The 13,601-nt window shown below is 73.7% G+C and carries 12 protein-coding genes; 9 read left to right on the top strand and 3 right to left on the bottom strand.

What is annotated here, in order from left to right:
* Nucleotides 1-14 precede the first annotated feature (14 nt).
* The 3 genes from ACZ4D5_RS37065 to ACZ4D5_RS37055 are packed head-to-tail and all read right to left on the bottom strand — an operon-like array spanning nt 15 to nt 4,098.
* Nucleotides 15-1,505 (bottom strand): SagB/ThcOx family dehydrogenase, encoded by a 1,491-nt coding sequence (locus ACZ4D5_RS37065; RefSeq protein WP_467776869.1) that lies wholly within the window; start codon nt 1,503-1,505, stop codon nt 15-17.
* A gap of 20 nt (nt 1,506-1,525) precedes the next feature.
* A complete protein-coding gene (locus tag ACZ4D5_RS37060; RefSeq protein WP_467776868.1) occupies nt 1,526-3,811 on the bottom strand; it encodes a TOMM precursor leader peptide-binding protein in 2,286 nt (761 codons plus the stop codon).
* Nucleotides 3,808-4,098, bottom strand: coding sequence for a hypothetical protein (locus tag ACZ4D5_RS37055; RefSeq protein WP_467776867.1), 291 nt, complete (start codon nt 4,096-4,098; stop codon nt 3,808-3,810). The genes ACZ4D5_RS37060 and ACZ4D5_RS37055 overlap by 4 nt, the downstream gene beginning before the upstream one ends.
* Before the next feature lie 322 nt (nt 4,099-4,420).
* Here ACZ4D5_RS37055 and ACZ4D5_RS37050 point away from each other — a divergent pair, with 322 nt between their 5' ends.
* The 9 genes from ACZ4D5_RS37050 (at nt 4,421) to rfbB (ending at nt 13,572) form a co-directional block, all read left to right on the top strand.
* Nucleotides 4,421-5,242, top strand: a complete 822-nt coding sequence (locus ACZ4D5_RS37050; RefSeq protein WP_467776866.1) for an AfsR/SARP family transcriptional regulator — start codon at nt 4,421-4,423, stop codon at nt 5,240-5,242.
* Nucleotides 5,243-5,247: 5 nt separating this feature from the next.
* Nucleotides 5,248-6,087, top strand: a complete 840-nt coding sequence (locus ACZ4D5_RS37045; RefSeq protein WP_467776865.1) for an AfsR/SARP family transcriptional regulator — start codon at nt 5,248-5,250, stop codon at nt 6,085-6,087.
* A gap of 164 nt (nt 6,088-6,251) precedes the next feature.
* Nucleotides 6,252-7,319, top strand: coding sequence for a glucose-1-phosphate thymidylyltransferase (locus ACZ4D5_RS37040; RefSeq protein WP_467776864.1), 1,068 nt, complete (start codon nt 6,252-6,254; stop codon nt 7,317-7,319).
* On the top strand, nt 7,316-8,389 hold the full coding sequence (locus ACZ4D5_RS37035) for a Gfo/Idh/MocA family protein (protein WP_467776863.1): 1,074 nt from the start codon (nt 7,316-7,318) through the stop codon (nt 8,387-8,389). The genes ACZ4D5_RS37040 and ACZ4D5_RS37035 overlap by 4 nt, the downstream gene beginning before the upstream one ends.
* A 58-nt stretch (nt 8,390-8,447) precedes the next feature.
* Complete coding sequence (locus ACZ4D5_RS37030) at nt 8,448-9,716, top strand: beta-ketoacyl-[acyl-carrier-protein] synthase family protein (RefSeq protein WP_467776862.1); 1,269 nt, start codon at nt 8,448-8,450, stop codon at nt 9,714-9,716.
* Nucleotides 9,713-10,930, top strand: a complete 1,218-nt coding sequence (locus ACZ4D5_RS37025; protein WP_467776861.1) for a ketosynthase chain-length factor — start codon at nt 9,713-9,715, stop codon at nt 10,928-10,930. The genes ACZ4D5_RS37030 and ACZ4D5_RS37025 overlap by 4 nt, the downstream gene beginning before the upstream one ends.
* 98 nt (nt 10,931-11,028) lie before the next feature.
* A complete protein-coding gene (locus ACZ4D5_RS37020) occupies nt 11,029-11,292 on the top strand; it encodes an acyl carrier protein (RefSeq protein ID WP_467776860.1) in 264 nt (87 codons plus the stop codon).
* Between the two features lie 163 nt (nt 11,293-11,455).
* Nucleotides 11,456-12,556 (top strand): acyltransferase domain-containing protein, encoded by a 1,101-nt coding sequence (locus ACZ4D5_RS37015; protein ID WP_467776859.1) that lies wholly within the window; start codon nt 11,456-11,458, stop codon nt 12,554-12,556.
* A gap of 44 nt (nt 12,557-12,600) precedes the next feature.
* Entirely contained in the window at nt 12,601-13,572 is a 972-nt protein-coding gene (gene rfbB, locus ACZ4D5_RS37010; RefSeq protein WP_467776858.1) for a dTDP-glucose 4,6-dehydratase, read from the top strand.
* The last annotated feature ends 29 nt before the right edge of the window (nt 13,573-13,601 follow it).

Genomic DNA, 13,601 nt, shown 5'->3' with positions numbered 1-13,601 from the left:
ACCTTTGATCCGGCTCAGTAAACCTCTGATACGGATCGGGCGCCGTCGTTGTCCGGAAGTGAACCCAACAAGAACTCGCCGACCGCGGACTCCTCGCGCCAGTCGAGCCCGAACGCGCGGGCGCTCTGCCCGGTGTCCCCCGTACCGATCGCGCAACCCCCGAGCCCCATGGCGGTGGTGAGCAGGTACAGCGTCTGCTGCACCACCCCCACGTGCTTGAGCGTCAGCGCGTAGGCGAGCCCGCTGTACTTCCACGAGACCCGGGCGAAGCGGGCCGTCATGGTCAGCAGGACGTCCGGCACACCGGACATCCCGGCGCCCGTCCCGGCCTCCGCGAGCAGCCGGCCGACCGCGGCTTCCTGGTCCGGCAGCCGCACCAGGCAGTGCTCCGCGGGGGCGTAGTAGTACGCCCCGGGCGCCAGGCCCGCGCACCGGCCGACGCTCAGATAGAACTCGAGCTCGTGGCAGCCGCCCCCGCTCGGGTAGGGCCGGTCGGAGTGCGGGCAGGCGTCCCGCTCAGGGGCCGCCGCCCCGCCGGTCCGCACCCGCAGCGCCCGGTACAGGAGTTCACCGAGCTCGGCGAGCGTCAGGGGCCGGGCCCCGTGGGCGCGCACCGAGACCCGCTGCTCCAACGCGTCGGTCAGCGACATGTCCAGGCCGGTCCCCGACTCCTCGGAGGGCCGGGGCAGGGCGACGCGCGGCCCCTCGGGCAGCTCCTTGAGCGCGGGCGGCCGTGGCTGTGCGCCGCGCAGCGGGTAGGTCGCGCCGAACACCCCGTCACTCAGCCCGGGCCTGCTGCTCCAGTGGAACATCAGGTCGTGCGGGGACCAGGACCTGAGCACCGGATCGGAGTCCTCGGCAAAGCGCGGTTCGCCCTCCTCGCCCTCCGCGGCCTGCACCATGCCGGTCCCGATGAGGTAGGAGAGCATGGTGCGCGCCGACTGCGCGGAGACCGGCAGCGACCGCGTGGCCCGCGCGGCGGTGACGGGCTGGCCGAGCGCGGCGATCAGCCGGGTCGTCTCGGGACGGCTGAAGACCACCCGGAACGACGAGAGCGGCGACTCCAGGACCCAGCCCCGGTCGTCCGGGCGCAGCGCGGCGAACCGGGAGAGCCGCAGCGGCCGGTCCTGCGGCACGGCGGCCGGCTCCAGCGGGGACTCGGGCCTGGTCGGCACCACCGAGAGCAGTGAACTGCGGCCGTCGTCGGCGCCGACGGAGCGCACCACGAGGCCGCCGAGCTGTCGCAGGTCGACCAGGAGCTGGACCCGCCGGCGGAGGTCGTCGGTGCCGGGCACGTTCTCCAGCCGGGCCGGCCCGAGCTCCATCCGGCGCAGGGCCTCGCGCAGCACCGGCGTCGGCCGGGGGATCCGCAGGGTGCCCCAGCGTGAGCGCAGTGCGATGCGGGAGCCCTCGAGCTGCAGATGGACGTCCTCGCACAGCGACCAGAGTTCGCCTTCGGTGACGTGTGCCGATGACGGGCCGACGGGTGAAGCAGGAGAGGGCACAGGGCTTCCAGGGACGGGGCTCAGACGAAGAGCGGTACGGGATTGAGGGCGTCGTACGGAGTGGGCGAGGTCAGTCGCCCGAGGGTGACGGGGACGTCGTAGAGGCGGCCCGGCGCGAACCGGGGCCAGAAGTGCCGCAGACCGGGAACGATCATGCGGATCACCGGAAGCCCCAGGTCGGGCCGGGTCTGGTCCAGCGCGAGGACTTCGAGGCCGCGCTCTTGCAGACGTCGGCGCAGCTCGGTGAGGTCGCCGAGGAGGTCGTCGGTGGGGCGGTAGGCGTAGTCGGCGGGGGTGCGGGCCCCGGCGGCCGGGGAAGCGGCCAGGTAGGGCAGGCCGTCGCGGGTGGCGGTGCGCCACCAGCCGAGGGCCACCGGGTCGGAGCACTCGTACCCGGTGCCGTCGGGCCGCGCGCCGAGCACCGCGGGGAGCAGCTGGTTCATCTCCGACAGGGCCCGGGAGAGCGCGACCCGCGGGTCCGGGTGCGCGCCGAAGCCGAACACGATGTCCTCGGCCGCCCGGTCGGTGCGCCGGGACAGCGCCGCCATCACCGGGACACCCAGGTCCGACGTGACGTCGAGGACCCAGACCTCGCGGCCGAGGGCGGCGTGCGCCTCCTGCACCTCGGTGATCCAGGGGTCGGCGAAGGCGGTCAGGTCGACCGCGGGCTGGCGGGTCCGGTTGTACCACCACAGCGCCACGGCGTCGCGCTCCACGAGTTCGAGGAGCCCCTGCAGCGCGGCGTCCTCCAGGGTCCCGCCGGCCGCGCAGCCGTTGGAGTCGGCCGGTGCCATGCGGCGCGCGGCCCGGTCGGCCGCGTTGTAGTAGAGCAGGGAGCTCGGCAGCAGCACCTGGCGCTGCCGGGTCAGGGACCAGACCGGCGTCCAGTCGAGCACGGCGTCGTCGTCGAAGCGCTCGGGGACGAGGTGGAAGGGATGGGCCCCCGCGTTCCAGGCGTCCCGCCCGGCGAACTGGCGCTCGTGCCAGAGCTGTACGCCGCCGGGGGCCATGGCCCGCTCGCCCAGCGAGCGGAGCGAGCCGCGCACCCGCCGCTCGTCGCCCTGCCAGGTGCCGCTGACCCGCTCGACCCCCTCGCAGAGCGCACCGACCCGGGCATCGAGGGCGGTGCGGCCCTTGCCCGCGCTCTCCTGGCGCAGCGAGGAGCGCAGTTCGGACATGCGGCGCGGGCCGAGCGCCAGGTTGTGCCCTGCCCGGTAGACGTTGAGCAGCGCGGGACCGCGGTCGTCGCGGCGGATCTCCTTGATCACTCCGGTCACCGGGCTCACCAGCCGGTCGTAGCGGTCCAGGACGCTCTGCGCGGACAGGGCGCGATGGCCGCCGCCCGAACTGACCGCCTTGGCGCGGGAGGTGAAGACGACCGGCCGGTCGGCCAGGGCCGCCGTCAGGCCGGCGTCCCCGCACTCGGGGCACTGCGGCCGGCGGTCCAGGGGGTGGGTGCGGCTGGTGAGGGTGAGGGTGTCGAAGGTGACCACGCCGTCCTGCGCCTCGTGCCGGTGCCCGGCCAGCCACTTCGCGCACTCCAGGGCGGCGAGGCCGGTGCCGAGACCGACGGTCACCGGCAGCGCGGCGCGCGGCGGCGGCGCCGGGGCCTCGCCGAGGGCGCGGCGGACCGGGGACTCGGCGGCGCGGTGCCCGCGCAGCCGGTGCGCCAGGCAGTGCCAGCACGCCCCGTCGCCGGGGCGGAAGACGGGGCCGACCCAGACGCCGGTGCCGTACGGCTTGGCGAGCAGCCAGGTCCTGCCCTCGGCCCGGTGGGCCGCGTCCAGCGCGCCGAGGCGCGGGTCGAGGTAGTCCTCGCACACCACGAGGTCGAGGGCGGCGTCGCCGGGCGCGTCGACGACGGTGAGCCCGGCGCCGCGGCAGGAGGCGAGCAGCTCCGAGGTGTCGATGTCGCCGACGGCCACGATCCGCAGCGACAGCCGGCCGGCGGCGGCCCGCCGGACCTCCTCGCCGCCGGCGATCTCCCAGTACGCCGCCGCGGCGGCGTCGGCCTCCGCCCGGTCCTCGTCGGGGCGCCGGTGGTCGAGCAGCCCCGAACGGGTCAGCTGGCCGACCAGGTGGCCGACCTGGGCGGGCGGCACCTGCGGCGACGCGTCCCGCAGCAGCGTGCGCAGATCGCGGGTGCCGTCCAGCAGGGGGGCCAGGGCCGTCATATGGCTCCCCGGTACGGCCGTCACACCGTGCTCCGAGACCAGATAGACACCGTCACCCGCCACCACCTCGGGCCGCAGATGCGGCTTGAAGCCGATCAGCGCGCCCTCGCCCTGCCCTCGCCCGGTGGTCATGCGGCCGGCGTCTCCGCGGCGGAGGCGAACGCCGGCGTCGGCTCGTCCGCGAGACTCAGGCAGAACCCGGCGGTCGGGGCCGCGGCCGGCAGGGTGTCGAAGCGGTCCACGACCACGTCGAGCTCCTCCCCGGGCAGCAGCGCGGGCACCGCGGAACCGGGGGAGAGCTCGATGCCCGCCTCGGCGAGCACGTCGCGCGGGTCGGCGAGGTAGCGCGCACGCAACTCGGCGTCGGTCCAGGTCCGTGCGATGAGCTCCGCGAAGCGCCAGTCGTGGTCGAGCGTCATGTCGTCTCCTCTGCTCTGTTGCCGCTCCCCTGCGCGGGGAGCGGTCCGGGACGTGCGTAGGAAGACCTCGAGACTTTCTCGAGAAAGCCTGGAGAAGCCTTCGTCAGGAGTTAATGCCATCACCGGGAAGAGGGGCCAGTGCCTCCTTCACGTTCCCGGTATGAACGATTCATGTCCCGGGCGGGAGCGGCCCACAGGGGGTGCGGTGATCCGTACACGGGCAGCTGATGAGCTCCGCACTGTCCCTTGCGCATCGCAGCTGTGAAGGTTGTGGAGATTCGTCCAGATAGGGCGTCCGACCGTGGGGTAAGTGGGGAAAACCGTGATCGTTGACATTGGAGTGCTCGGGCCGCTGCGTGCCGGGATCGGTGATGTGTCCGTTGTGCCGTCGGCGGCGAAGCCGCGTCAGCTGCTGGCGCTGCTCGCCGTGCGCGCGGGGCAGATCGTCACCGTCGACGAGCTGACCGCGGAGCTGTGGCAGGAGGATCCACCGCGCAGCGCCGCCACGACTTTGCAAACGTATGTACTGCAACTTCGGAGAAGGATCACCGCGGCGATCGGTGACCGCCCCGGCCTCTCGGCGAAGGACATGCTCTCCACGGAGCACGGCGGATACCGCCTCGCCCGGCCCGCCGAATCGGTCGACCTCCACCGCGCCCGCGCCCTGATAGCCCGCGGCCGCCAGGAGCTGGCCGACGGCGACGACCACGCCGGATCCGCCCTCCTCGGCGAGGCGCTGCGGCTGTGGGACGGGCCCACCCTGGTCGACGTGCCCAAGGGGCCCCAGCTGCGCATCGAGTACATGGCCATGGAGGAGAGCCGGCTCGGCGCCCTCGAACTGCGCATCGAGGCGGATCTGCGCCTCGGCCGGCACCACGGGCTCCTGGACGAGCTCACGACCCTGACCGCCGAACAGCCGCTGCACGAGGCGCTGCACGCCCACTTCATGGTGGCCCTGTACCGGTCGGGCCGCGCGGTCCAGTCCCTCGAGGTCTTCCGGCGGCTGCGCGCCACCCTCATCGACGAGCTCGGACTGGAGCCGTCGCCCCGCGTCCAGCGGCTGCACCAGGCGATCCTCGCCTCGCACCCCGGCCTCGACCCGGTGCCCGCGCCCGCCGCGGAACTGCTGGCGAAGGGGCGGTGACCACGATGCTGGACATCAGTGTGCTGGGACCGTGCCGGGTCACCCACCAGCAGACGTCGGTGGTGCCCACGGCGGCCAAACCCCGCAAGGTGCTCGCCCTGCTCGCGCTCTCCCCGGACCGGTTCGTGTCCGTGGACTGCCTGATGGAGGAGCTCTGGGAGGAGCGACAGCCGCGCAGCGCCCCGACCACCCTGCAGACGTACATCCTTCATCTGCGCAACCTGATCGCCGCCACCCTGCGCGAGGCCCCGGTGCGGACCGGCCTCGACGTCAAGGACGTCCTGGTCACCAAGCCGGGCGGCTATCTCCTCAACACCGGGGGCGGCAGCGTCGACGTACGCGAGTACGAGGCCAGGGCGGCCGCGGGACAGCGGGCGATGACCGCCGGCGACTACGCCGCGGCGGCCGTCGGGTTCCGCGAGGCGCTGTCCCTGTGGCGGGGCCGTGCCCTGGTCGACGTGCAGACGGGGCCGAGGCTCACGGCGGAGGCGCGCCTCCTGGAGGAGTCCCGGCTCGCCCTGCTCGGCCGCCGGATCGAGGCCGACCTGAGGCTCGGCCGCCACCACGAGATCATGGGCGAACTCGCGGGCCTGTGCGCCGAGTACCCGCTGGACGAGACCTTCCAGGCGCAGCACATGGCCGCGCTCTGCAGGGTGGGGCGGCGCGGCCGGGCCCTTGAGGTGTACGCGGGGCTCAGGCTCGCGATGAAGCGGGAGCTCGGGCTCGAACCCTCGCAGGCCGTCGCCCGGCTGCAGCACACCATCCTCAGCGGGGCCCCGGGCACCGACTGGGAGCCGGCCGCCGACGCCTGGAGCGTTCGGCCGCAGCTGCTGCGCGCGGGATGACCGGCGCCGATGTCGCGGCGGACACCGCCCGATACCGAGTCTTGAGAGGCATTCGACCGCAGGGGACCAGGGTTCGAGGTCCGAACGTGGCCCGGGGCGCCAGCGCCGCCCCCGTGCCCACGGCCGCCTCCGTGGGGAGCGGCCGTCACGGTGAGGAGAGGTCCATGAAGGCCCTGGTGTTGTCGGGCGGCAAGGGTACCCGCCTGCGTCCCTTCAGCTACTCGATGCCCAAGCAGCTGATTCCCATAGCCAACAAGCCGGTGCTCGAGCACATTCTGGACAACCTGCGGAAGCTGGGCGTCCGGGACGTCGGCATCATCGTCGGCGACTGGGCGCCGGAGATCACCGCGCTCCTCGGCGACGGCAGCCGCCACGGCATGCGCATCACCTACATCCCGCAGGCCGAGCCCAGCGGGCTCGCCCACTGCGTGTCCATCGCCCGGGAGTTCCTGGGCGACGACGACTTCGTGATGTACCTGGGCGACAACATGTTGCCCCAGGGCGTGACGGAGATCGCCGAGGAGTTCCGCGCGCATCGCCCCGCCGCCCACGTCGTGGTCCACAAGGTGCCCGACCCCCGGGCCTTCGGCGTGGCCCAGGTCGACGCCGAAGGCCGGGTGACCCATCTGGCGGAGAAGCCGGAGCAGCCGCTCAGCGACCTCGCGATGATCGGCGTGTACTTCTTCACCCCCGCGGTGCACGAGGCCGTGGCCGCCATCGAGCCGAGCGCCCGCGGCGAGTTGGAGATCACCGACGCCATCGCCTGGCTGGTCGAGCGCGGCGAGCGGGTCACGGCCTCGGAGTACGACGGCTACTGGCGCGACACCGGTCGCGTCGACGACGTACTCGAGTGCAACCGCGAGCTGCTCGACGCGCTCGTGGCCCGGACCGACGGCGAGGTCGACTCCCTGAGCGAACTGGTCGGCGAGGTCGTCGTGGAGGCCGGCGCGCGCGTGGTGCGCTCACGCATCCACGGCCCGGCCATCGTGGGCGCGGGCACCGTCGTCGAGGACAGCTGGGTCGGACCGCACACCGCGATCGGCCGCGACTGCCGGCTCAGCGACGCGCGCCTGGACCACTCCATCGCGCTCGACGGGGCGACGGTCCGTCATGTGCACGGAATCCACGGCTCGTTGATCGGCAGGGCGGCCGTGGTCAGCACCACGGACACCGGCCCCGGCCGCCACCGCCTGGTGGTCGGCGACCACACCACCGTCGAGGTGGCCGCATGAGCGCCCCGCCGGAGCGGGCCCTGCCGGTACGGATCGGGGTGCTCGGCACGGCCGACATCGCGCGCCGCCGGATGCTGCCGGCCTTCGCCGCCTGTGACCGGACCGAGGTCGCGGCCGTCGCCAGCCGCGGCGCGGCCAGGGCGGCCGAGCAGACGGAGCGGTTCGGCGGTGTGCCGGTGGAGGGCTATGCCGCCCTCCTGGAACGCGACGACGTGGAAGCGGTCTATGCGCCGCTGCCCGTGGCGCTGCACGCCGAGTGGGTGGAACGGGCGCTGCTCGCGGGCAAGCACGTCCTGGCCGAGAAGCCGCTGACCGGCGATCCGGCGACGACGCGCAGGCTGCTCGCGCTGGCCAGGGCGCGCGGCCTGGTGCTGAGGGAGAACGTCATGTTCGTCCACCACGCCCAGCACGCGGCCGTCCGGCGGCTGGTGGCCGACGGGGCCATCGGCACCCCCCGGTCCCTCAGCGCCGCCTTCACCATTCCCGAACTCCCGCCGGACGACATCCGGTTCAGCGCCGAGCTGGGCGGCGGCGCGCTGCTCGACGTCGGCCTGTACCCGGTCCGTGCCGCCCTGCACCTGCTCGGACCCGGCCTCGACGTGGCCGGGGCGCATCTGCACCGGCCGGCCGGGCTCGCCACCGAGACGACCGGCGCGGCGCTGCTGCGCGGGCCCGGCGGCGTCACCGCCCAGCTGACCTTCGGCATCGGATGCGGCTACCGGTCGCGGTACGAGATCCTCGGATCCGAGGGGAGCCTCGCGGTGGACCGTGCCTTCACCCCGCCCGCCGATCACCGCCCGGAGCTCCGCCTGGAGCGAGGGGGCCGGGGCACCCTCGTCCCCCTGGAAGCGGACGACCAAGTGGCCAACTCCGTAAGGGCGTTCGCCGACGCGGTGCGCGACCCGGCGGGCCATGACGTCGATCACCGGGAGACGCTCAGGCAGGCCCTGCTCCTGGACACGATCCGCCGGGCGGCGCCGCCCGTACCGGGACTCGAGCCGTTGTCCAGGCCTCCGGCCGACCATGACCTGGCAGTACGAAAGGCCAAGGCAGTGGGAGGGGACCAGTGACTTCGAGAGCCAGACACGCAGATCCGGCCGCGCCGGACATACGGAAGGCGGGGCGACCGTGACCCGCAGGGTGGTCATCACCGGACTGGGCGTCGTCGCCCCGGGCGGAATCGGTGTGAAGGCCTACTGGGACATGCTGACCGCAGGGCGCTCCGCCACCCGCACCATCACCCACTTCGACGCCTCGCCGTTCCGCTCCCGGGTCGCCGCCGAGTGCGACTTCGACCCCGAGGCGGCGGGCCTGGACCCGCAGGAGATACGGCGCCTGGACCGGGCCGCGCAGTTCGCGGTGGTCAGCGCCCGCGAGGCACTGGCCGACAGCGGGGTCGAGACGGACACGTACGACCCGACGCGGATCGGCACCACCCTCGGCAACGCGGTGGGCTGCACCACCAGCCTGGAGCGCGAGTACGTGGTGGTCAGCAACGGCGGCCGCAAGTGGACCGTCGACCACGAGTACGCGGTGCCCGACCTGTACCGCCACTTCGTGCCGAGTTCGATGGCGGGCGAGCTGGCCTGGACGGCCGGTGCGGAGGGCCCGGCCTCCATGGTCTCCACCGGCTGCACCTCCGGCCTCGACGCGCTCGGTCACGCCACCGAACTCATCCGTGAGGGCAGCGTCGACATGGTGGTCGCCGGGGCGACCGAGGCCCCCATCACGCCGATCACCTCGGCCTGCTTCGACGCCATCCACGCCACCACCCCGCGCAACGACGACCCGGAACACGCCTCGAGGCCCTTCGACCGCACCCGCAACGGGCTCGTGCTCGGAGAGGGGGCGGCCACCCTGATCCTGGAGGACCTGGAGAGCGCGCGGCGCCGCGGGGCCCACGTCTACGCGGAGATCGCCGGGTTCGCCTCGCGCTGCAACGCCCACCACATGACCGGCCTCAAGCCCGACGGCCGGGAGATGGCCGAGGCCATCGACGTCGCGCTGGCCGAGGCCAGGATGGACCCGTCGGACGTGGACTACATCAACGCCCACGGCTCCAGCACCAGGATGAACGACCGGCACGAGACGGCCGCGTTCAAGCGGAGCTTCGGCCACCACGCGCACGACATCCCGGTCAGCTCGATCAAGTCGATGATCGGGCACTCGCTCGGCGCGATCGGCGGCCTGGAGGCCGCGGCCTGCGCGCTGGCGATGGAACACGGGGTCCTGCCGCCGACGGCCAACCTCCACGAGCCCGACCCCGACTGCGATCTGGACTACATCCCGCTGCACGCGCGCGAGCGGCGCACCGACGCGGTCGTCAGCGTGGGCAGTGGCTTCGGCGGCTTCCAGACCGCCCTGGTCCTCGCCCGACCCGAAAGGAGCGGCCGGTGACGGCGACAGCAGTGGTGACCGGCCTCGGAGTGGTCGCCCCCAACGGCCTGGGCACCGAGGAGTACTGGGCGGCGACCCTGGCGGGCCGCAGCGGACTCGGCCCGGTGACCCGCTTCGACGCGGACCAGTACCCGGGCAGGATCGCCGGTGAGGTCTCCGGGTTCGTCCCGCAGGACCACGTCCCGAGCCGGCTGCTCCCGCAGACCGACCACATGACCAGGCTCGCCCTGGCCGCCGCCGACTGGGCGGTCGAGGACGCCGCCGTCGACCCGGCGGAGCTCGACGAGTACGGCATGGGCGTGGTCACCGCGGCCTCCGGCGGCGGCGTCGAGTACGGCCAGCGGGAGCTCCAGGAGCTGTGGAGCAAGGGCAAGGAGTACGTCAGCGCGTACCAGTCCTTCGCCTGGTTCTACGCGGTGAACACCGGTCAGATCTCGATCAGGCACAAGATGCGCGGGCCGAGCGGAGTCCTGGTCACCGAGCAGGCGGGCGGCCTCGACACCCTGGGCCACGCCCGGCGGCACATCCGCAAGGGCATCCCGCTGGTGGTCTCCGGCGGGGTCGACGGGGCGCTCTGCCCCTGGGGCTGGGTGGCACAGGTCTCCACCGGACGGCTCAGCGCCGCCGACGACCCGGACCGCGCGTATCTGCCCTTCTCCGCCGACGCCGGCGGCTATGTGCCGGGCGAGGGCGGCGCGATCCTGCTCGTGGAGGACGCCGAGGCGGCCAGGGCCCGCGGCGCGGCCCAGGTGTACGGCGAGATCGCGGGGTACGCCGCGACCTTCGACCCGCGCCCGGGCTCCGGCCGCCCGCCGGGGCTGCGCCGGGCCGCGGCACAGGCCCTGGCCGACGCGGGGCTGACCCCCGATGACGTCGACGTGGTCTTCGCCGACGCCGCGGGCGTCCCGGAGCTCGACCGCGTCGAAGCGGAGGCCCTGGTCTCGCTCTTCGGCCCGTCCGGGGTCCCGGTGACCGCGCCCAAGACCATGACCGGGCGGCTGTTCGGCGGCGGCGCGGCGCTCGACGTGGCGACGGCCCTGCTCGCGCTGCGCGACGGCGTCGTCCCGCCGACCGCCAACGTCGCGGGGCCCGCCGCCGACTACGCGCTCGACCTGGTGACCGGCGCCGCCCGTGAGGCACCGCTCAGGACCGCGCTGGTCCTGGCCCGCGGGTACGGCGGATTCAACGCGGCCATGGTGCTGCGCCGGGCCTGATCCGCTGCGGTCCGGGTGCCGCCGCCGACCCGTTCGGCGTTCACCCGCCCTCTCTCCACTCTCTCCGTCTGTTCACCCACTCCCGAAGGAGCACAGCCATGTCCACCAACGGCATCCTCGAACTCACCGACCTGACCCGCCTGTTGCGCGAGAGCGCGGGCGAGGAGGAGGGCGTCGACCTCGACGGCGACGTCCTGGACACCGACTTCACCGAGCTCGGCTACGACTCTCTGGCGCTGCTCCAGGTCATCGGCCGCATCCAGCGCGAGTACGGCGTGGAGATCCCCGACGCCGCCGCCGAGGCCGAGACCCCGCGCGCGCTGCTCGACCTGGTCAACTCCGTTCCTCCGGTGGCCGCCTGAGCCGTCGGGCTCCGCCGTCGCCGAGCCCCCTGGACCAACCGAATCGACGGCCGTTCCCCCGCGGCCGTCACCGCGGCCGCCCCGCCCATCCGGGTGGGGCGGCCGTGTATCCACCCCGCCCACCCGCCCACGCCGGGTCAGGACCGTCCCACCGGGAGGAACCATGCCGGGAGCACCCACGCGCTCCGCCGCCCCACTCGCACCGCTCACCCGCGCACCGCTCCCCGTCGCGCTGCTGCTGCCCGGGCAGGGGGCCCAGCAGGAGGGCATGGCCCGCGGCCTGTACGGCAGCGAACCGTCCTTCACCGAAGCCGTCGACGAGGTCTTCGAGCTGCTCGGCGCGGAGGGCGACCGGATCCGCGACGACTGGGCCGCCGACCGTCCCGCCGTCCCGCTCGACCATGTCTCGCGGGCCCAGCCGCTGCTCTTCGCGGTGGACTACGCGCTGGGCAGGATGCTCTTCGACTGGGGCATCCGGCCGGCCGTGCTGCTCGGCCACAGCGCCGGTGAGGCCGCCGCGGCCGTGCTCGCCGGGATCTTCTCGCTGCCGGACGCGGTGCGCCTGCTGGCCGAGCGCGTCGAGCTGATCGCCCAGGCCCCGCCCGGCGGCATGCTCGCCGTGGCCGCCACGCCCCACGAGGTGGCACCCCACCTCCGCGCCGGCGTGGTCGTCGGCGCGGTCAACTCCCCGGCCCAACTCCTGCTCGCCGGGCCCGAACCCGCGCTGTCCGAGACCGCCGACGCCGTGCGCGCCGCGGGGTTCACCTGCGTACGGGCCAAGGCCACCGCGGGCTTCCACAGCCCCTCGCTGGCCCGGTTGTGCGCCCGGCAGATCCCGTCGGTGGCCGCCGTGCGGAGGAACCCGCCCGCGATCCCCGTCCTGTCCGCCTACACGGCCACCGAACTGACCCCGGACCGGGCCGCCGACCCCGAGTTCTGGGCCATGCAGCCCGCCGAGCCGGTCCTCTTCGGCCCGGCCCTCGACCGGCTCCTCGCCGACGGCCCCTACCAGCTGGTGGAGGCCGGTCCCGGCCAGAGCCTGTCCGCGCTGGCCCGTCGCCACCGCGGCGTCACCTCCGGCGGCAGCCGGGTCCTCGGGCTCCTCCACGCCCGTCCGTGCGGCGCGGAACGCGACCGCGAGACCGTCCTCAAGGCGGCCGAACAGCTCGCCGCCGACGGGCAGTTCACCGACCCGGACGTCCTGGCGCGGCTGCGCAACCGGCTGTCCGGCGAGGATCGATCCCGTTTCGAGGCCCCCGCGTGAGGCTTGGCCCGCAGAAGCAACCGGAAGGGACGGGGAGTGGCGCCATGAGGATTCTGGTCACCGGAGGAGCCGGATTCATCGGCTCGCACTATGTGCGGCAGCTGCTGGCCGGCGCGTATCCCGGATACGAGGACGTACGCGTCACCGTCGTCGACAGCCTCACCTACGCGGGAAACCTCGCCAACCTGCCCGAGGCCCACCCCCGCCTGGAGTTCGTCAGGGGCGACATCTGCGACCAGCGGCTCATGGACGAGGTGACGCCCGGACACACCGCGGTGGTGCACTTCGCGGCCGAGTCGCACGTGGACCGGTCGCTGCACGGGGCGGCCGCGTTCGTACGGACCAACGTGGGCGGCACCCAGACCGTCATGGAGGCCTCGCTGCGGGCCGGCGTCGAGCGGGTCCTGCACGTCTCCACCGACGAGGTGTACGGGTCCATCGACGTGGGGTCCTGGACCGAGGAGTCCCCGCTGCTGCCCAACTCGCCCTACGCGGCGTCCAAGGCGGGCAGCGACCTGATCGCCCGCGCCTACTGGCGCACCCACGGCCTCGACGTCTCGATCACCCGCTGCTCCAACAACTACGGCCCGTACCAGCACGTGGAGAAGCTGCTTCCGCTCTTCACCACCCGCCTGCTGGCCGGAGAGCAGGTGCCGCTCTACGGCGACGGCGGCAACGTACGCGAGTGGCTGCACGTCGACGACCACTGCCGCGCCCTGCACCTGGTGCTCACCGAGGGCGGCGCGGGCGAGATCTACAACGTGGGCGGCGGCGAGCACACCACCAACAAGGAGATCACCGGCCGACTGCTCGACCTGTGCGGCGCCGACTGGAGCTCGGTCCGCAGGGTCGCCGACCGCAAGGGCCACGACCTGCGCTACTCGCTCGACGACAGCAAGATCCGCACGGAGCTCGGCTACCGGCCGCGGATCCCCCTCGAGCGCGGACTCGCCGAACTCGTCGACTGGTACCGGGACAACGAGGCGTGGTGGCGGCCGCTCCAGGACGCCGCCTGACCCGGTCGCCACCGCCCGGCGTCGCCGAC

This window comes from Streptomyces sp. NPDC025651, from assembly GCF_055558735.1.
Note: the sequence above shows the minus strand (reverse complement) of the source record. Positions and strands in the feature narration are given on the sequence as shown.